Consider the following 18,723-nt stretch of genomic DNA (forward strand, 5'->3'; position numbering starts at 1 on the left):
CTCTTAGGCGGCCACCCGACGGCGCGTGAACAGTCCGAGGCCGACAGTCAGTCCGGCCGTCGCGGCATGGATCGCGCCGACCGAGAGAATCGGCAGTGACGGACTCGGGAGCGACATGGCCAGTGAGTGCTGGAGGCCGGCGACGATTCCGGGATCGGGATCGATGGTCAGATCGATCGTGCCGTCCGAATCCGTGTAGGTCCGAATCACCGTTTTCTCGCCGTCCTCGCCCCGAAGTTGCACTTCACCGTGGCGGGTCGTGTCGTCGACGGCCAGCGGATTCGCGCCGAACCACGCCGGATCACCGCGCCAGACGGCCGCGTCCGCGTCGAGCGACCGGTCGAGATGCACGACCGTCTCGATGTTGCTCGAGACCTGGCGTTGATCCGTGCCCTCGAGCACACGGACGGTCAGCCCGTCCGCGCCAGTCATGGCCTCGCCGGGTTTGACGTGGATCGATCCCGGCACCTCATCGGCCGGCACGACGCCCCGGACCGCGAGGCGGTCGTCCTCGCGCTCGATCGCCGCGTTTCGCAGGCCCTCGCCCGCGAGTGCGAACGACCCCGACGCGGAGTCGGCAACCCGAATCGTCGGGTCGTCCGAACGGCCGTCCTCAAGGGCACGGACTTTGAACGCCTGGACGAACTCGTCACCACTGCCGCTTGCAACGGTCAGTTTGACGTGATGCACGCCCGCGCCGTTCGTGGTGAACGTCGCTCGGTCGTCGGCCCGAACCTCGCCGGCGATCGTGTTGCCGTCGGGATCGTAGGCGGTCACGTCGGTGATGCCGTCGATCGATTCGCCGTCCGCGGGCCGCACCGTCATGGCCACCTGTTCGGACGGGCCGGGCGAATGGGTGTTCAGGCTAATCGCCTGAATGTCGGGGACCAGCCCCTCGAACGCCGGGTTCTGGATAACCTGATCGCTGCGACCGACCCCCTCATCGTTGGCGACGACGACCTCGAACTGGCCGACAGCGGTGTCTAGCTCCTCGGTCGGGTACTCCACGACGACTTGGTCGCCCGCGAGCACGCCCGAGGACTCGATGTGCCAGTGTTCATCGGCGACGGCTGTGGGGTCGCCACCGTCGGCCGGGTGTTTGAGCACGGTCACGCCGTCGGGCTCGAGGTCGCTGGCGAACGGGAACGTCGCTCGAATCGTCTCCTCGCCGATCTCCGTCTCGCCGTCGCCGGCATCGATCCGGTCCTCGAGCGTCCGTAACGTTTCCTCGAGCGTTTCGATTTCGTCGACCAACTCGTCGTTGTTGAGATCGGGGTCGTCGTAGTCGACGTCGACGTCGACCTCGCGATCGAGCGCATCCTCGAGTTCGTCTTGGAGGTGATCGTTCTCCTCGAGCAGGTCTGTGTAGTTGTCGTGGATCTCGGTGAGATTCTCGTCGGTCCACTCCTCGGGGAGTTCGTCGAAGCCCTCGAGGTCGGCGACCGACTCGTTCAGGAGCTCGTCCTCGAGCCAACTTCGCCAGTCGTCGTAGGCCTCCATGTCGTCCCACGGAATCTCATCCGAGCGGATGACCTGGACCTCGGCGTCTTGCTGTTCCGGGTAGACCGTGCCCGTCTCGGCGGGCAAGAGCCAGGACTGGTTCGCGCCGTCAAGTGAGTACTCTCGGATATCCTCGAGTCGAAGGTCGTCGAAGCTCGGATCCTCGAGGTTTTCGTCCCGGAGGTCGTTGAGCGCGGTGATGACCTCTTCGTCGCCCTTGTACGCCTGGATGGAGTACTCGTCCGGGCCTGCGGGTGCGTTGACTTCGAAGTGGCCGGTCGCGTTCGTCGTCGTGCGTTCGCGAACGACCACGTCGTCGAGAGCGTTCTCGGCCATGTCGTAGCGTTGCTCGAGGCGATCGGCCCGATCCCAAAGATCCTGGGCGTAGTCGGCGGCGATATCATCCGGATCGCCGACCACGAACGTGTAGGCCTTTGCCCGCTCCCCCTCTGGGTAGGCCTGATAGATACCGACCGGGAGTCGGGCTTCGGCGACGTGATGCTCGTTCGTCGAGAGCGGATTCGCGCCGGTCGTCTCGTATTTCGGCGTCGTCTCGAGCGTGCGCGTGTCGATCGTCTCCCCGAGCGGGTCCATCTGCTCGACGACGATCGTGCCCTCGGTGACCGCGCCGGGGAACGAGTTGTCCACTTGGTTTTCGACCCAGCCACCCTCATCGGGGTCCCACAGCGAGATCGTGACCCGTTCGCCCTCGTCGATCCGGACGCGGGGGTCGTCGACGCTCGAGGAAATGACGGTCGCGGTGCCGACGCTCCAGTCGTCCGATTGGTGGACAAGCGGGTACGTGCCGTCGATTGCTTGATCCCATTCACGGGTGTCGAGGCGGCCGTCGTCGGCTTCGAAGTCGTCGGTGAACTCGTCGTAGTCCTCGGGGACCGAGTTCTCGAGTTCGTCGGCGAGGTCGCGGGCCGAGTTGATGTCGTCCTCGAGCTCGCCGAGGTCAGCCTCGTCGAGTGCGGGTTCGTCAACGCCCCAGGCTTCGACGGTGATGTTGTCTTGCTCGACAGGATCGCCGTGTTGATCAACGACTTGGCCGGTGATCGAGGAAACGTCAGTGTAGATCGTTCCTAATGTAGTTACATCCCGGATTTGATCGTCATGAGCTTCGATATCCCAGGTCAAATCACCGCTATCTGTGTTATATGCTCTGAGGATACTATCATCACCACCAGCGAATACCGTCTCGGAATCTACTGAAGTCGCGACACCCCAAACATCGCCAGTGGGCTCGTCGGTAGACCACATCTCGTCTCCACCGCCGGTTTTAATAGATCGAACAGTCGAATCCCTACTGCCCGTAAATATTTTCGTGCCGTCAACAGACGGTGAAATAGTGAACAGCCGGTCTGTGTGGCCTCCATTCACCCATTCCTGGCTACCAGTGGTCACGTGAAGAGCCCTTACCTGATCATTACTGTCACCAGCATAGACGTAGTCACCGTTTGGTCCCGCCGCTAACGCTCGAACTGAGACAGTTGCGTCACTATTAGTCCAGAGATGGTCGCCTGAATCCGCATCATATGCGATTACATCACCAGAACTACTTGATGAGAATACTATGTCACCCTCCGGAGAGAACGACGTTTCATACACGCGGTCCGTATGCTCGTCCCCATCGGACCAAATCACGTCACCGGTGTCTGCATCAAGAGCAACGACCTCATTTCCGTGAGTCCCTGCCACGATCATCTCTCCGTCAGGGGATGTGGCAAGGCCCTCTACCCGACTTGAGCCTGAATCCCACGTCCACCCAGAATCACCTGAGTCCGCACTGAGTTGTGTAACGGTTCCGGAGTCATCACCAACATACACATACTGATCATCAGGAGCTGGCGTTAAGGACCGAGGAGCAGAGCCAAACGGATCTGTCGACTTCCATTGTTCTTCCTGGTTTCCTGCGTTAAAAGCCTTTACAGAGCCATCTGCGGACGCTGTATAAATTGTTTCACCACCAACAGAGTCGAGATTTAATTCCGTGGCGAGTGTGTTTGTGGGATCAGAGGCCGGGTCTAATCTTTCCAAATTAGAATTCGTGTCAGCAGCACCAACACTGAAAGGAACCGCAACAAGACTAAAGATGAGAATGCACGCGATCAGAACGGATCGGATCTGAACACGGTTGCTTGCTCTTTCCCGCCAGTACGTCAGTCGTGTGGGTTTGATTTCTGGTTTCATGGATCTAATTATTACCATCTTTATCGTCACTGAACGGCCACCAATCAAAATCAAACGAGAACAGACCATCGTCATCGTCGCGATTATCTCCATCATCACCGAACGGCCACCAATCAAAATCAAACGAGAACAGACTATCTCCACCGCCGAAAATGAAGAACCCGCCTTCTGAAGACTCATCTACTAACTCCGCATCACTCCCATCTTCATCCTTATCGTCGCTGTCAGTCCCTGAACCATCAGGGATCGCAAGCTCTAATGAGTCAAGTTCGGGCGTTGATCCATATTCTGACGATGTTAAAGTAATATCAAACCAGTAATCCGCGGCATCGTCGACCGAACGTTCCAAATCTGCTAATAGATACGTCTGAGTTCCGTCTTTGACATATATCGTCTCAGAATTCTCGGCCCCATTGACAGACTCATGAACGGTAATCGCAAGACCAGTATTGGTTGGCACCGTGGCTGTAGCCGAAAGTTCATGATACCCGGTATCCGCAACGGACAATGTCGGAACCGACCCGAGTAATCCGGCAACACCTACCGCGGCACCTGCTTGCAGAACGGCACGGCGCTCTATACAGGTGGCTGATTCCGTCGTTGACATGGTTACTTCATCCCCTCCGTGATCCGCGCATGATCAAAAACGAGACTAGAATCCGAATTTTCTGAGTAAAAGCCAATTCCCGGATCAGTCCCGTCTGTCGGATACGTACTATCTTGGATAGCCTCCGCGAATATTTGATCAGCTCTGTTTCCATCCGCGTCAAGTTCGTAGACCGTTATCTCATGGCTACCATCGGACCCCCACGCGATCTCGACGTCATACCAAGTATTGATATTGACAGACGCTGCTGTATCAACGATATCAGTCCGGGCACCAGAATCATACCGAGAGATTCGAATGACGCCATCAGCAGATTTGAAGAAAATTCCGTAATGATCGTTGTCGTTGGCATCAACACCGTAGCAAATAGTCGGCCGAGAACTTCCTGTGTAGGTCTTTACGGAATACACGTCGCCCGGAGAGGGATAGTTTTGAAGACCGTCGCCAGGGCGTGAGATAAGCCGATATTCTGGGGACGATGCAGTGAGAGCTTGGTCGCCTTCGACGACTTCTGAAGTTTCGAGTTCCCAATAGCTAGTCCCAACAGAGTAGCTATCGAGGTTGGCCGTTTCGAAGTCATCAACTATACCTCCAGTCTCTTCGAATACACGTCTGACAATACCTCCATCAGTGATCTCTATTTGATCATCTTTGCTCTCATAGTCCTGCCAATCATCTTGTGAAGACAGCGTTAACGGAGAGGTGGATACCGTAGTAGGAGTCGTCATTAGTGACGCCACGTAGCTCGGCTCAGGATACTGGACATCCCACCACGCAACTTCATTTTCGTTCGACTCGCCAGCTGTGACCATCTCGGCGTCGCCATCGCCGTCAAGATCGACAAACCAGATATTGTCGTCCGCCTTTCCAATTGAACCCTGGAGGGAATCGACCCAAGTCCCAGTATCTTCATCATATTCCCAGAGGTAGAACTGATCCTCCGATCCCTCCAGCGTAATTAGCTGATCTCGAGGCGACCCCTTCCAATCGTGAGCGGCTACGTTGCGCCAGTTGCTTCCAGAATCGACTTCAACCTCGAGCCATGCATTTGGGTCGGTTACATCCGACGGGCCAGGGTAGCGGTAGAAGCCCATCCCATCGCCAGCATTTTCCCCGGGTTGATCGATCAGGTTATCACACAGAATGTCAAGCGGCTCGCCGTGCCCTGACAGATCCGCATTTGTTATCCCTTTCCGTTTTCCAAGCGGACCTATTTGATGGTCAGTCCACGGGGTGTCATACGGGTCAGATGGTTTTTCGACCCACCACAGCCCACCGTCTGCATCACTGTTCCATCCAGTTCGGGCAGAAAACACGAGATCACCGCGACCATTCCTAGATACGTCGAGTTGGTCTCGAACGAGACCATGTGCCCCCTCCTGTTGGACGAGTTCATGCAGCGCCCAATCAGAGGGGTCCATCGGGTCGCTTCCAGTAAACTCGAGCCATCTGAGAGCCCCCTCATCGGCCTGTGATCCGTCGTGTGTGTAGATTAGGTCGTTTTCTTCACCGTCGCCAGTCAGATCGCAGATATACGCATCCTGGAGGTATGGTGCATTATCGTCGAGAATTGTCGATTCCCAACTGGCTTCATCGGTCGGATCACCGCCCGACGGTTTATAGATCGTCAGAACCCCATCATTTTGATTAAGAGAAAATACTTCCACAATTTCGTCCCCGTCGATATCACCTGCTTCGGTGCCTTCGATTTCGCCAGTACTCTGATAATCAATTTCATACTCGCTCCATGTACCGGACGGATCGCCTGGATTTTCGTACCAGAAAACGTACCCCGACTCGTCGCCACCAACAACAATATCGAGGTTTCCGTCGTTGGTCATGTCTGCCATGACCATGCCGTCATATGCTTGACCGCTTTGAATCGTGTTTCGAGTGAAATCCCACGTCATCGCGGACACCTCCCGGCCAACAGCACGGATAAGTTGATCACTGCCCGCAGGCCACTGCGGTCGCTATGCGACTTCTCTGAACGTCTTGTTCCTGTCATGAAAATCAGCCCCAGGAGTCGTCGAACTCCGACGTCCGGAGTTCCCGCACCAGTTCTTCCATGTTCGATTCGTCCGATTCGCCGGCCGCCTTCCGCTCGAGGGCGTTCTCCCGCAGTCGCCGCCGCCGGCTCGGGATCACTTCGTCGACGGCCTCGAGCACGAAGTCGACGACCTCGGTGAACTCCTCGCGGCCACGATCGCCGAGGACGCCGCCGAATGAGATCGTTCCACACTCGGGACAGTGCCGGTGGCGGCGGTGGTCGTGTTTCGTAATCTCGAGTGCCGACTCGAGGCTCGTCGGATCGTACTCGAAGTCGACCTCAACCCGCGGGAGGTGATGTTCCGGTTCGGTTAGTTCGCAGGCCGCGTCGTACTCGTACCAACACTCCGGGCAGAACAGCGGCGGGTTGCCGTAGCTCCGGAGAATTGATCCGGCCACCCATGCGTCCCGATTGACGCCCTGGACCTGCGTGTGGGTGTCCCCGCGGCCAAGCATCTCGTCGATCGACGGGATATCCGGGTCGTCCTCGGGGTCGCCTTCGGGTTCGTCGTGTGTGGGTTGCGTTTCGTCTTTCGGCGACCGCTCGAGGTCGAACTCGCCGGTTTCGCTGTCGAAAATGTTCGTGCGTGCGCCGAGCGCGACGGTGTTGTCACTGTTGGAACTCATGGGTGTGGATCGGTTGAGGATAGATTCGGCTGTGAGATCGCCGCCGGAATCGGTCGGCCGCGTGGCCGATTACCTCCGTGACTCGACGAGCCCGGTTGGTTGGTACCTCACCGCTGAGTACCGTATCCCCGTTCGGGGCCGCTCCGACGTACGCAGATATCTGAATCAAACAGGCCAAACATAAAGAAACTACCGCTTACTACACTCTCATCGACGTTGATCGACAGCAATCCATTTCGAGATAGATCCGATCCAATCGGCGGGAAGCCATAGCTTAACAGTCACGGGTTGTGACACACACGGGTATGGGCGATGAGCCCGTCGGCGATGACGACGAGTCGCTTGATGAAACTGAATCGCGAAACGTGACGCTCAAACGGCGGACGCTCCGGGCGCTCGAGGAAGAGTATCCGCACGCGCTCGACGACCCGGAACGAGTTCGAGCAGCGATTCACGACGCACTCGAGACTGGCGACTCGTCAGCCGACGAAACCGAGGAGTAAGCTGGAGCCCCGAAGTCCTTGGCCGGGAGTCGGGGTTCGTGAGTGGCTACGCCGTCGATCGTGGAAAAGCGTTCGGTCGGTCGTTATGGGTTGAGCAGGCGCAATACCACGCCGTTCACAGCGTGGATACGCGCCGTCACTCTGGGAAACGTACCACCATTCTCACATTCTGGTTCCCATAATCAGTCAGACGGGGAAACACCCCATACAACACCAATTGTCTTAGCTCCAAGGTCATTGGAATAGGGGAAAATAATAAGCTAACAGGAAGGAATCAAGACCCATGAAAAGACGGGACGGGACGGCGGAAACAACGACGCCGGCCGATGCGTTCGACGCAATTCTGACGTTCATGGAAAACGAACTCTCATTTGCGACAAGTCATTACAGCGGTAGCGAGGCGAAAGCCCACCCCTTCAGGGGTGGGATGAAGCCGACAACTGGGAAGCAAACCACGGGCATCAGCCCGCCCGATATTCCCACGTTTTAAGGTCATCCAGGCATACATTACAATTGTAACCGTGGTCACGACGACCGTCACCACGACGTTCCACAACCCATCCCGCGACCGCCGCAGGGAGTGGCAACGCGCCACCCACTTGTACCGCGACACCAAGCAATTCTGCATCAATGGGTGGGAATCCGACAGGTTTGGGATGAACGTGACCACGGCCAGCATCGATAATCCACTCTACTCAGCCATCCAGAACCAGGCCATCCGCGAAGCCAAGTCTGACTACAAAAAGGACGGCATCGTGGAATACCACGCCAGCCAGCCGTTCGCGGTCAACAACCAGAACTGGGAGATTGACCGCACCGAGAACGGTTCCGTTGTCGTTGGGTTCCCCTGTATCTCAGGTTGGTGGTACACGCCTATCGACGTGTACGACGACATAGCCGACGACGTAGCCCGGCTCGTGGACGGTGAAGCCGACAAGTCCCGATTGCAGGTGTACCGCCGAGGAGACGACTGGTTCTGTACGTTCACCGTCGAGTACGACGCCGAGACAGGCGAGGAGACGGCAATCGGCGTGGACATCGGCCACAACCACCTGCTCGCCGCCGACGCTGAAACGGGCGAGTCGATGCTGGTGTCCGGTCATGAGGCGAAATACGTCCGCCGCAAATATCGTTCCCTACGCGAGTCGCTTCAAGAAGCGGGTGCGCTTCGCGCACGGAACCGCGTGGGTAACAAAGAGGAGCGGCGGATTCGCGATCTCAACCACAAAGCCTCCCGTCGCCTCATCGATTGGGCCAAACAGTTCGAGAATCCCGTGGTGAAAATCGAGGACTTGGAAGGTATCAGAGAGGGAAGCGACTGGCGTGGCGTTCACTCGTGGCACTTCCATCAGTTGCAGGAGTTCATCGTCTACAAGGCCGAGCAAGCCGGGATTCGCGTCGAACAAGTTGACCCGTTCGAGACGAGTCAACGCTGTTCGGCCTGCGGTGCTGAAGGGTCGCGTGACGGCGACTACTTCTCGTGTTCCGACTGCGACCGTGGCCGCCACGCCGACCTGAACGCCGCCGAGAACATCCGTCAACGGGAGGGAGAACCATGCACGGCGCAGCACTTCGGGTGACGCGACCCGTGCGGCCTCGTGGACTGAACACTCCACCGTCTGCTTCGCAGACGCCCGGCGTGACCGGGGAGGAAGGCCGCTTTGACCCGGCTGTACGCGCTGAAAAGTACGTCCGGGGTCGTAACCGGACGGCGACCGCTGACGCGGGACGCGAAAGCGTACTTCACCGCCGAGGAAACGCACAACCTGAATATCCCCTTCGGGGAATCCCACCCCTTTAGGGGTGGGAGGAGGTCAATCGTCCAAGCTGCCCATAACGCAGTCCACAACAGTAATGACGAGTATTTGAGTCGGTTTTACGACCGGTTAGCACGGTGGAAGAACTCACAAAAAGCAATCGTGGCGACAGCACGGAAGATGTTGGTGTCTATCTATCACATGCTCGACCGAGGCGAAGTGTACGATCCGCCAGGAGTGAGCGCATAGACGAGGGATCTGAGGGCCGCCGGGCCGGCGGCCCTCAGTGGTCGGCCGAGGCCCTCCAAGAGCGACTGCTTTCGTCAGACAGCGACCGCACCGCATCACGATGGGGACCGCATATCGGCTGGGAAAGTAGCAGATTCTTGGACGGCGTAATCATTTTGTCGCCAGCGGTGGTTTGTTCGGACAGCAGCGTTTCCATAGGTGAAACTCCCACCGCTGAGCGGAATCGAAGATTCCGCGATGCTCGGAAATCTTTGATTTCCATCCGCTCGGGATTTCTCCGCGTTCACGCGGAGGAGGATGTCAATCCCTATCCGCCCGAATCGAGCAGTTCACCGACGTACTGGTTTTCCCACTCTCGGCGTGCCTCGAGTTCTCGGCGACCACGCCGAGTAACCATGTAGATGTTCGTCCGCCGATCGGCTTGCCCCTTTTCGACAAGGCCTTTGTCGACAAGGGTGTCGAGGTTCGGGTAGAGCCGCCCGTGGTGGATCTCGCCTTCGTAGTAGTCCTCGAGTTCTTCTTTGAGCGCGAGTCCGTGTGGTTCGTCTTGCCCAGCGATCGTGTACAGCAGGTCGCGCTGAAAGCCAGTGAGATCGTACATATCTTCCCGTTGTTGTGTTGGATGATAAAAGTGTATTGTATCGAATAATCAGATGGGATCATCAACAGTTTAAGTGGCCAATACCCCCTGATAGTAAAAGTTAGTCGGCCAACAAGTATTCAACAAAGAATGTTATAGTATAGCGTGACAGGGGATGGGGGGACCAGTCGTTGCCAGATTGGACACAAAAAACCACCCCTGTCCGCCCCACGGCCTGTGACTGACACTCCTTTCGTGGGGTGCTTCTAATAGACTCGTCGCCAAAACTCGCCGTGGAGCGGTTCCTCTGAGATCGCGCCAGACGACAAGACTCGAGTATCTGAAACAGAAAATCATCTCGCCTTGCCTCGAATATCTCCCACAGTAAGCACAAGCCGAGTGTCTTCCGACACGGTCACGAGGCAAAGCAGCTGGCCGCTCAGATTATATGAGTATCACGTCTACCATTAGCCATGATCAGTGACTACGAGGTCCTCCAACCCGACGTCCAACCCGATCGGGAGGTCGTCGTTCATCGGGACACCGAAATTGACTACCTGACCGGCGTCCTCGAACCGTTGACCCACGGTGTCGCGCCGGGCGGGGCTTTCCTCTCCGGGCCACCAGGTGTGGGGAAGACGCTCGTCACGCAACTCGCTGTCGACGACCTTGAGGAGGAAGCGGGTGTCGCGACCGCGTGGGTCAACTGTTTCTCGACACACTCGCGGCGGACCGTCCTGAAGCGTATCCTCGCGACGTTCGAGAATCGGACCACTCTCGAGTATCGATCGGTCGCAACCGACGATTTCGTGCCACAGATTCGAGCGGCGATCGATAAGCCGACGGTCCTGGTGCTGGACGAGGCAGACCAGCTCGATGATATGCAGGTCGTCCAAGAATTGTACGGCACCTCCGATCTGACGCTAATTCTCATTTCGAATGAGCCGTGGGCCGAATGTGGAGCAGAGAACCCACAACTCAACTCGCGGATGACTTCACTGCAAGAAATTTGCTTCGAGAGCTACACCGACGCCCAGCTCGTCTCGATTCTCGAGCAGCGGCGGCAGGTCGGCGTCAAACGTGGCGTCGTCAACGATGCGGTTCTCGAATATATCGCTCGCGAGTCCGACAGTGACGCCCGGCAGGCGATCGCCCTGCTGTACCACACTGTTCGCAACGCGCAACTGAATAACCGCGACGTGACCCCGACGCTGGTCGATCGATCGAAAGGCGATGCCCGCAGTCACGTCACCCGATCGCGGCTGTCCGCGCTCTCTCGAGAGCAACGACTGGCACTCGAGGTGCTAGCAGAGAGTGGGCCGGTGACAAGCGGAACGCTGTACGACGCCTATGAGGGCGCTAGTGACGATCCGGTCACCGATCGCGCACTGCGAGACTGGCTCTCGAAGTTCGAAAAATACGAACTCGTGACCAATACCGGGCCGGAGCACGTACCCAAGTACGAGGTCCGGGAAATCGTCCTCGAGGAACTGGGGATATCCGCTTAGCCGACTCGGGGGACACACGCCACTGATTCAACGATTGCAGCTGGATTTTATGTAAACTATACCTGATTATCCTCTTCGGCTGAGAGGGGGGGCATCATCTAAGTCACCAATAGTATTTCGAGCAGCAGCTGACTTCTTTCCCGCGGTTTTGCAAAACTCACAGAAACGAAGGACTCCCAAACGACAATGTCGGGGTTGTACTGTCGTCAGGCTATTTGGGAGTCCGTCTCTTCTCCCAAACGACAGAGCATCCGATCTCACAGGGGAATTATCAATATATGATATGTTCTTTTGTTGTACACAGCGTCTGACATACTTTCAATAGCGGCGGTTGGCAAATCCTGTGCAATGCGACTGCGCCCTCTGATAGGCCGTTCACCAGCGGTCTATCTCGATCCAGACGAGTACGAACAGTTCCTCGAGGTGGCAAAAGACCAGGATGAACGAGCCTACCTCGGCTTCCGCATTGCTGGTGAGTGTTCGCCCCGAGTCGGGCGGATCGTCGAAATCAAACGCGGGGACTTCGTCGAGCCGACTGACCCGGATGTCGAAATCATCCTGCTGAAACTGACGAACACGAAAGACACCAGCGGCGACACAGAGGACGGGAAAGCGCGGACGACGTGGGTCCCGCGCTCTCTGTACGAGGCCATCGAGCAGTACTGTGATCGAAATGATATTGGATCGGACGAGCCCCTTTTCGAGATCGGTGCTGAACGACTGCGGGGCCTCATCAAGGCTGCCGGGCAGGAGGCTGCCGACCAGTTCGGGATCGAGGCGTACAAACACATCACGCCACAGGATGGACGTCGCTACTACGCCACGACGATGTTGCGGCGGTACGACGTCAAACTCGAGATCGTAATGGACCTCGGCGGCTGGGAGAGTCGAAAGGCGATGAAACCCTATCTCGACGTCTACCAACCCCGAGAGATCCAGGACGAACTCGCACGCGCGGGGATCCTCGAGGTCGATGCGCCAGCCCCACCTCGGGAAACCGAGCTGCAGCGGCTCCACGAGGAAGTGCGCCGGCTGCGGAAGCTAGTCGAGGCCGACCGGAAGATCAGCAAGTACGACGTGAACTATCGGGAGGTCGCCGCACTCGATAAAGACGACTGGGGACAGTTCAAACACTGGCAGGAGCAGCTCGATGACAGTGATCAAAAACGAGTCACTGACTTTCTTGCGGACACGGGGCTTGGCGCGATCACAACGTGGGCCCGGCTTGGCATCACCCAACTTCGGGATGAGATCAGAGCTGTTCGATACTATGGGCCCCGTGCGCTCGAACAGGCACGAACGGAAGGCGATCCGGTGATCGCAAGCGCGCTGTTTGTACCCTGGCTACTCGCCTACGGGGGGTTGTTGAATCACCTGGATGCACTCACCATCGATCCGATTACGGGCAGCGTCTCGGTCGCGCCGGAGCTAGTATTTGTGCTGGTGGTGGGATCATGTTGGATCGCATACTGCAGTATCGGCGATCTCGAGGTGCCGACTGAATCGTCGCAGTAGTCGGTTACACAAAATCGAGGAGAAAGCTCACGACTTCAGTCGTGGGATGAATCCGACCACACACGACACAAACCATCCTCGATAGCCGACCGAGAGTTGATGTAGTGGTAGCATCTAATATAGATTGGCGTCTATCTAATCGTATGCCACGCGGGTACAGTCGAGAGCGAACGTCGGTACACAACCTCCACTACCACTTCGTGTGGTGCCCGAAGTACCGCAAGCCGGTACTCACAGACGAGGTTGCCGACCGCCTCGAACAACTCATCGAGGAGAAAGCCGACGAACTCAACCTCGACATCCTCCGACTGGCAATCCAGCCCGACCACGTACACCTTTTCATCACGGGCGACCCGAAACTCGCCCCGAACAAAATCGTCCAACAGGTCAAGGGCTACACCTCGCGGAACCTCCGTGATGAGTTCGACTTCGGCCTCCCCTCGCTATGGACGCGCTCGTACTTCGTCTCCTCAGCAGGCGAGGTGTCGAGTCAGACCATCGAGGAGTACATCGAAGCACAGACTGGACGATAACGATGCGCCGAGAAGTCACCACCACGGTACGGGTCAAACTCCACTCACTCACCGAGCGGAAAACCCGATTCGTCGAACGCGAATACTCCGCGTTCCAAGACGCCGTTCACGGTGACGACGACGCGAACCTCTACTCCGCCACCAAGCAACAGGCGGACAAAGTCCGGTCGAACAAGAACCCGCGAGAGGACACCGAACAGCCTGTCGTCCTCCGCAACGACTGCATCACCATCGAACACGACGAGGACACGGTTCTCTCGTCGTGGTGGTTCAAACTCCCCGTCTACAACCCCGAGAAAGAACGCGGAGATAGCATCTGGGTTCCCGTCCGCGTCCCCGAGAAGGATACGCACCTGCTCACCGACGAGTACATCCGCGACTCGGAACTCGTCCACCGGGACGGTGAGTGGTATATCCATCTCGTCTGCAAGCGGTCTGTGGCCGTCTCAGACGAGTACGACGATGTTCTTGCTGTTGACATGGGTGCGAAGTGGATAGCCGTCAGCACGTTCCTCTCTGACCGCGACACGCAGTTCCACGGCGCGGAAGTCCGTCGCGTCCGTGAACACTACAAGCAACTCCGCAAGAGCATCGGGAAGGCGAAGGTTCGCTCGGGAGCGCAGGTCATCGAACGCCTCGGTGACAAGGAATCCCGAACGGTCGAACACGAACTGCACCAAGTGGCGAACGAACTCGTCGCTCGCGCCCGCGAACGCAACGCCGTCATCGTGTTCGGTGATATGACCGGGTTGCGCTTCGACAACGACAAGGGACGGTACGTGAATGACAAGACCCACAAGATGCCGTATGCGAAGATGACGAACATCCTCACGTACAAAGCCCACCTCGACGGACGAGAGTGCGTTCCGGTCAAGGAGTACGACACGTCCGTGACGTGTTGGCGGTGTGGGTCACAGAACACATCGCGGGAAGTACAGGGGCGTGTTGAATGCCACGACTGTGGACTGGACGACAACGGCGACAAGAATGGCGCGACGAACATCGGCAAACGAGCCGTCGGTAAGAACATTCAGAGTCCGCTATCGACGGTGGGGGCTGTTGTGGCTCAGCCCGAAACGCAGGTCGTACCCAAAGGAACCAATGGTGAGATGGAACCTGCGAACTCCCCAGACAACGTGGGCCTAACCCTCCGTGAGGGAAGCCCACGACTGTAGTCGTGGGAGAAGTCACAGTCCAGAATTATTCTTCTCGGTGGGTTGGCCCTCCTCGGTGTTGGACTCGCTGTGGTTGGAACTGCAGTGGGTGTCTCCACCCCCCTCGCCGATTCTCAGCCGAATTCAACATTCGTTGTCTCAGAGGAGAACGTCACACTCGAGCACGGTGACGAACGGGCGGCCGTCGTCGAGGATATGAGTCATGTCAACCAGATCGAGATCGAACGCCAAGACGGCGGTACGTTCCACGTCAATACGACTACAGAGCAGCCTCTGACCGAAAGTGACCGCCGAGACGCACAGGCGATCGCTCGAAACAACGAGACCGTTCAACAAGCACTGGCGGATGTTGAGCAGTACAAGATGAGCGTCAACCCGATTCAAAAAATCTCAGCTGACGCGATGCAGACAACGACGATCTCCGGCCTCAACGAAACGTCGACGAATAACAGCACGGAGACAACAACCTTCTCCGTCTCGACTGAAGGGCAGAACAAGAGTGTGACTATCGACCGTGAACCCACCTACCTCGAGGATGAAGTGAGTGTCAGGGTATTAGATCCCAGTAGCGATGAGACGCACTACTCCATCACAGTGAATCTTGAAACAGAGACGGTCACGGGTATCACAGATTGGACTGACCTGTAAGCTACCCACCGCTTTAGCGGTGGGATTCAGCGTGGACTCCCGTTCTGGCCAATTTGGTTCGAGAGACCGGGGGTCTCTCGTCATCACGAGACGGCTTCGCGGTCTCGAACGACCTCGGCAAGAGAATGGCCTCCGTTCACGTTCACGTTCAACGTCCCGCTGTGTAAGCGCACGCTCATCGGAACCGCTACCCATCCAGTCGTCGAACGGTGGTCGAACCGATTAGCCCAGGACGTACCGGAGCCTGGGGAACCGCTCGAGGAGCGGTTGGCCACCGACGTTGATTCCTTCGATGTAGCGGTCGAGACCGGCGATGCGGCCCGCTGCGAAGGCGCCGAGCGCGAGGAACGCGACGGCGTAGATCAGCGTCGAGTCGAACAGCGCGAGCCACTGTCCCTCCCAGCCGCCGAGGTAGAACAGGACCATCTGTATGGCCCCGCCCAGGGCTGCCAGGCGGACGAACGCGCCGGCGAGCAGCGCGACGCCGATCAGCACCTGCGTTGCGGGCACGACGACGTTGATGACCTCCATCAGCGCGGGGTTGGCTGCCATCGCGGCGTAGAGACCGCTGACGGGACTTGCCGGGTCGACGCCGTGGACCAGAAAGCCGCTGGCGTCGAACGGCCAGTCCAGGACCTTCCCCAGGCCCGCAAACAGGATCATTCCGCCCATTACGAACCGCAGCGCTACGACGAACCACGCGCTCAGCGCGTGGGGTCGTCCTTCGAGTGTGATTCCTCCGTACCGGCTTTCGAGCTTATTTCGAGTGGTAGTGGACATGATCGGGTGACCTCTTGTATTTGAAGAGACGAGCTGAACGGAGATGATCGAATACCCTTTATTTGATGGGTTGCCGGAGAGTTCTATCGCCGACCATTTTCGGTGTCGAGACGGCGGTTTCCAGAGAGGGCGGATCGAGTATCACTGGGTTCGACCTCGAGCCAATTTTTCGGGTCCAAAATCTGGTGAATCTCTCAACCGCTGAATGACTTCAAAGACTATATTAGTGAAGGAGAATCGTCTTATAAACAACCAGTATGGGGGAAAGAATTGGGGACAACATACAGAAATGTTTGCATTGTGGCCGGATGTACAACGAATTCGTCAACAGCCGTTGTCCCAATTGTGGCTCGGCTGATGACTGATTCCGATTTTCTCTCAAAACGGCGTCAGTGCCAACACGTAGGCTGCTACCGCCGGAAGATCAAGTTGGGTAGCCGTCTCGAGTCACTGTTTTGTGTTCGGGATCGCGATCTCAACGACGTTCCCTCGAGGGTCGTTTGCTCCAAACGAGAGTTCACCACCGAGTGAATCGACCGACCACTTCATGAGCCAAAGTCCGATTCCGGAGCCGTGAAACGTACTGTGGATATCGGTATTATCCTGCAGTACCTCGATTTCGATGTCCGGTATCGAAGGCCCGTTATCAGCGATTCGAACCACTCCCTGATCGGTTTCGGTATCCTCGGTGACGGTCACCGCCACCTCCGGCGTCTCCTGATCGTTGTGGACGATTGCATTTTCGATCGCGTTATCGATCGCGTATTGCAGCCCAGAATCTGCAGTGACCCAGACATCCGACGCTCCCTCAACAGTAAACGTCACGGATGAGTGGGCTGACTGAAACTCCTGTACACGGTTTGTGACCATCCTGTGGAGATTAATCGCTTCACGTTCTGTCGCATCGGATTGGACGATCTGTTCGATCTGATCAAGTGAATCGCTCAACGCTCCGACCTCCGATGCAATATCCAAAATCGTCTCGATCTGGTCCTCGAGTTGCTCGCTTTCGACCGAGGTTTTGACCCGGTCGGCGTACCCGATGAGGATGTTCATGTCGTTGCGGAGGTTGTGCCGAAGTACCCGGTGGAGGAGTCGCAGCAGTTGTTCACGAACCTTATACTCAGTAACGTCGGAGACCTGGCCGAGAACGTACTTTTCTGAACTAATCGCTGTCTGGGTCAGTTGGATATCCACCCAGCGATACTCTCCGTTTGGCCGTTCGATCTGCAGTTCGAACGACTGCGGTTCGCCAGTTGCTGCTGACCGAACGTGCTGGTGGACCTCCTCCGATGTCATTTGCATTGATGGGGCAGTAAACGTCGCCATCGGCTGTTCGCGCAAGGCCGTAAGAGAGTATCCGAAGATTTCTTCAAACTGGTCATTCACATCGAGGATAGTGCCCGTTTCCGGGTCGTGGATCGAAATACCTGTCTCGAGACTATCGAGAAATGGGGGCAACATGTGGGTAGTCACGGTAATCTAGTATGTTGCCAATAGCCGTAGCTATCGGATAAAAATAGTGGGAGGCGACTTTATAACATAACATAACATAACATCAGTTATCGAACATCTTGTCGCTTTCTACAGAGAAAGCAAGGCGAGTGCCTCGGGGCTTGACCCCGAGGCGGTTCACGAACGTTCCAACCACCAGGCCAGAGGAGACATCCGCAACTGTGCTTAAAACTCCATAGTGGGATTCCACGCCGTTTACGGCATAGAAGCGGCCAATAAGCAATATGAACCGTCGCTCCGCGCTATCCATAATGGGGGCGATAGCTTGTATGGGTACTGCTGGTTGCCTTTTCTCAGAGAGACAGCAGAACCCACAGTTTACCCTTCGGAATATTCGGTCATATATAACAGACGAGGGGATGGCTCTCGTAGTTGGAGTCGTTGAAAAACAAGAAGGCAGACGAGGAGAGGTGACGGTGAGGGCAGAACTTCTGATTGACGAAGCGTATGATCACGTGAGTACGCAAACATTCGTTGTGCCTGCAGATCTTACTGAGCGCACCATTGCACTCCCATTCACCACAAGCTCTCCGTTTTACGGAGATCAGGAGTTCACTTCCCGGGCAAAGATCGTTCGCCACGGGGAACCAGATGGCCAGTGGGTAGCTGAACGCGAGTAGGGTCAGGGTCGGTTGCACCAGTTGTCGATTTTTGCCCGCCACTGTGGACTCCCCTCTCTGGTAGCCCTACCTCGTCTTAAAGAACTCAGAGGAGCCGGGATCAGTATTTTCAGAAGAGCATAGAGTTCAATCGGAACGAATTATATACGACGAGTTAGTATCACTCACCACTGATGGTATTTGGGGAGATTAGCCAATTAGGTCTCCTCGAAGTCGTTCTCTTCCTTATCCCCGGACTTGCCGGTATCAAAGTCTTGTTATGGATAACTAACCAGTCTGATCGATTCAATCAATTAGATACGATTGGCATCAGTTTTGGCCTCAGTCTCGTTTCGATGGGCATTCTGTATGTAGCGTTTAGCTA

General features: G+C 56.9%; 16 protein-coding genes and 2 pseudogenes. 10 read left to right on the forward strand and 8 right to left on the reverse strand.

The window, feature by feature from the left end:
• Positions 1-3: 3 nt before the first annotated feature.
• From CHINAEXTREME_RS20545 to CHINAEXTREME_RS20555, 5 genes and pseudogenes are all read right to left on the reverse strand, one after another.
• The gene (locus tag CHINAEXTREME_RS20545; RefSeq protein ID WP_007139918.1) at positions 4-2,640 is read right to left on the reverse strand and encodes a hypothetical protein; all 2,637 of its coding nucleotides are present in this window, start codon (positions 2,638-2,640) and stop codon (positions 4-6) included.
• 27 nt (positions 2,641-2,667) lie between these two features.
• A pseudogene (locus CHINAEXTREME_RS22570) lies at positions 2,668-3,789 on the reverse strand (WD40 repeat domain-containing protein); the annotation flags it as partial.
• Positions 3,698-4,300 (reverse strand): hypothetical protein, encoded by a 603-nt coding sequence (locus CHINAEXTREME_RS21635; RefSeq protein WP_152423875.1) that lies wholly within the window; start codon positions 4,298-4,300, stop codon positions 3,698-3,700. The pseudogene CHINAEXTREME_RS22570 and the gene CHINAEXTREME_RS21635, both read right to left, overlap by 92 nt.
• Before the next feature lie 2 nt (positions 4,301-4,302).
• A complete protein-coding gene (locus tag CHINAEXTREME_RS20550) occupies positions 4,303-6,210 on the reverse strand; it encodes an FG-GAP repeat domain-containing protein (protein WP_010546854.1) in 1,908 nt (635 codons plus the stop codon).
• A 103-nt stretch (positions 6,211-6,313) separates the two neighbouring features.
• Entirely contained in the window at positions 6,314-6,976 is a 663-nt protein-coding gene (locus tag CHINAEXTREME_RS20555) for a hypothetical protein (protein WP_007139916.1), read from the reverse strand.
• Positions 6,977-7,281: 305 nt separating this feature from the next.
• On the opposite strand from CHINAEXTREME_RS20555, the gene CHINAEXTREME_RS20560 reads away from it, so the two are divergent.
• The 4 genes and pseudogenes from CHINAEXTREME_RS20560 to CHINAEXTREME_RS22355 form a co-directional block, all read left to right on the forward strand.
• Complete coding sequence (locus tag CHINAEXTREME_RS20560; protein ID WP_007139915.1) at positions 7,282-7,479, forward strand: hypothetical protein; 198 nt, start codon at positions 7,282-7,284, stop codon at positions 7,477-7,479.
• Between the two features lie 283 nt (positions 7,480-7,762).
• On the forward strand, positions 7,763-7,969 hold the full coding sequence (locus CHINAEXTREME_RS20565) for a hypothetical protein (RefSeq protein WP_007139914.1): 207 nt from the start codon (positions 7,763-7,765) through the stop codon (positions 7,967-7,969).
• Positions 7,970-8,000: 31 nt separating this feature from the next.
• Positions 8,001-9,059, forward strand: a complete 1,059-nt coding sequence (locus CHINAEXTREME_RS20570) for an RNA-guided endonuclease TnpB family protein (protein WP_007139913.1) — start codon at positions 8,001-8,003, stop codon at positions 9,057-9,059.
• A gap of 237 nt (positions 9,060-9,296) precedes the next feature.
• A pseudogene (locus CHINAEXTREME_RS22355) lies at positions 9,297-9,485 on the forward strand (IS110 family transposase); the annotation flags it as partial.
• Positions 9,486-9,792: 307 nt separating this feature from the next.
• Here the strand turns inward: CHINAEXTREME_RS22355 and CHINAEXTREME_RS20580 are convergent.
• Positions 9,793-10,086, reverse strand: a complete 294-nt coding sequence (locus CHINAEXTREME_RS20580; RefSeq protein WP_007139911.1) for a PadR family transcriptional regulator — start codon at positions 10,084-10,086, stop codon at positions 9,793-9,795.
• A gap of 452 nt (positions 10,087-10,538) precedes the next feature.
• On the opposite strand from CHINAEXTREME_RS20580, the gene CHINAEXTREME_RS20585 reads away from it, so the two are divergent.
• The 5 genes from CHINAEXTREME_RS20585 (at position 10,539) to CHINAEXTREME_RS20605 (ending at position 15,444) form a co-directional block, all read left to right on the forward strand.
• Complete coding sequence (locus CHINAEXTREME_RS20585) at positions 10,539-11,573, forward strand: Cdc6/Cdc18 family protein (RefSeq protein WP_007139910.1); 1,035 nt, start codon at positions 10,539-10,541, stop codon at positions 11,571-11,573.
• Positions 11,574-11,867: 294 nt separating this feature from the next.
• Entirely contained in the window at positions 11,868-13,088 is a 1,221-nt protein-coding gene (locus tag CHINAEXTREME_RS20590; protein WP_238593412.1) for a site-specific integrase, read from the forward strand.
• A gap of 143 nt (positions 13,089-13,231) precedes the next feature.
• On the forward strand, positions 13,232-13,621 hold the full coding sequence (gene tnpA / locus CHINAEXTREME_RS20595) for an IS200/IS605 family transposase (protein WP_007139908.1): 390 nt from the start codon (positions 13,232-13,234) through the stop codon (positions 13,619-13,621).
• 2 nt (positions 13,622-13,623) lie between these two features.
• Positions 13,624-14,796: an RNA-guided endonuclease InsQ/TnpB family protein gene (locus CHINAEXTREME_RS20600; RefSeq protein ID WP_007139907.1), complete on the forward strand. Its 1,173-nt coding sequence runs from the start codon at positions 13,624-13,626 to the stop codon at positions 14,794-14,796.
• Positions 14,797-14,865: 69 nt separating this feature from the next.
• Positions 14,866-15,444 carry a hypothetical protein gene (locus CHINAEXTREME_RS20605; RefSeq protein WP_238593413.1) on the forward strand — a complete coding sequence of 193 codons (579 nt, stop codon included), beginning with the start codon at positions 14,866-14,868 and terminating at the stop codon, positions 15,442-15,444.
• A gap of 222 nt (positions 15,445-15,666) precedes the next feature.
• Here the strand turns inward: CHINAEXTREME_RS20605 and CHINAEXTREME_RS20610 are convergent, their stop codons facing one another.
• Together CHINAEXTREME_RS20610 and CHINAEXTREME_RS20615 are read right to left on the reverse strand one after the other, a co-directional pair.
• Positions 15,667-16,224, reverse strand: coding sequence for a DoxX family protein (locus CHINAEXTREME_RS20610; RefSeq protein ID WP_076738793.1), 558 nt, complete (start codon positions 16,222-16,224; stop codon positions 15,667-15,669).
• Between the two features lie 447 nt (positions 16,225-16,671).
• Positions 16,672-17,700: a PAS domain-containing sensor histidine kinase gene (locus CHINAEXTREME_RS20615; RefSeq protein ID WP_238593414.1), complete on the reverse strand. Its 1,029-nt coding sequence runs from the start codon at positions 17,698-17,700 to the stop codon at positions 16,672-16,674.
• A gap of 263 nt (positions 17,701-17,963) precedes the next feature.
• On the opposite strand from CHINAEXTREME_RS20615, the gene CHINAEXTREME_RS21640 reads away from it, so the two are divergent.
• Complete coding sequence (locus CHINAEXTREME_RS21640; RefSeq protein ID WP_076738794.1) at positions 17,964-18,359, forward strand: hypothetical protein; 396 nt, start codon at positions 17,964-17,966, stop codon at positions 18,357-18,359.
• The last annotated feature ends 364 nt before the right edge of the window (positions 18,360-18,723 follow it).

The sequence above is a fragment of the Halobiforma lacisalsi AJ5 genome, assembly GCF_000226975.2.
GTDB classification, from domain to species: domain Archaea; phylum Halobacteriota; class Halobacteria; order Halobacteriales; family Natrialbaceae; genus Natronobacterium; species Natronobacterium lacisalsi.

What these genes read in the sequence shown, in the direction of transcription:
- CHINAEXTREME_RS21635 (WP_152423875.1), bottom strand. Translation starts at nt 4,300, where the DNA reads ATGTCAACGACGGAATCAGCCACCTGTATAGAGCGCCGTGCCGTTCTG.
- CHINAEXTREME_RS20550 (WP_010546854.1), bottom strand. Translation starts at nt 6,210, where the DNA reads ATGACGTGGGATTTCACTCGAAACACGATTCAAAGCGGTCAAGCATAT.
- CHINAEXTREME_RS20555 (WP_007139916.1), bottom strand. Translation starts at nt 6,976, where the DNA reads ATGAGTTCCAACAGTGACAACACCGTCGCGCTCGGCGCACGCACGAAC.
- CHINAEXTREME_RS20560 (WP_007139915.1), top strand. Translation starts at nt 7,282, where the DNA reads ATGGGCGATGAGCCCGTCGGCGATGACGACGAGTCGCTTGATGAAACT.
- CHINAEXTREME_RS20565 (WP_007139914.1), top strand. Translation starts at nt 7,763, where the DNA reads ATGAAAAGACGGGACGGGACGGCGGAAACAACGACGCCGGCCGATGCG.
- CHINAEXTREME_RS20580 (WP_007139911.1), bottom strand. Translation starts at nt 10,086, where the DNA reads ATGTACGATCTCACTGGCTTTCAGCGCGACCTGCTGTACACGATCGCT.
- CHINAEXTREME_RS20585 (WP_007139910.1), top strand. Translation starts at nt 10,539, where the DNA reads ATGATCAGTGACTACGAGGTCCTCCAACCCGACGTCCAACCCGATCGG.
- tnpA (WP_007139908.1), top strand. Translation starts at nt 13,232, where the DNA reads ATGCCACGCGGGTACAGTCGAGAGCGAACGTCGGTACACAACCTCCAC.
- CHINAEXTREME_RS20600 (WP_007139907.1), top strand. Translation starts at nt 13,624, where the DNA reads ATGCGCCGAGAAGTCACCACCACGGTACGGGTCAAACTCCACTCACTC.
- CHINAEXTREME_RS20610 (WP_076738793.1), bottom strand. Translation starts at nt 16,224, where the DNA reads ATGTCCACTACCACTCGAAATAAGCTCGAAAGCCGGTACGGAGGAATC.
- CHINAEXTREME_RS21640 (WP_076738794.1), top strand. Translation starts at nt 17,964, where the DNA reads ATGAACCGTCGCTCCGCGCTATCCATAATGGGGGCGATAGCTTGTATG.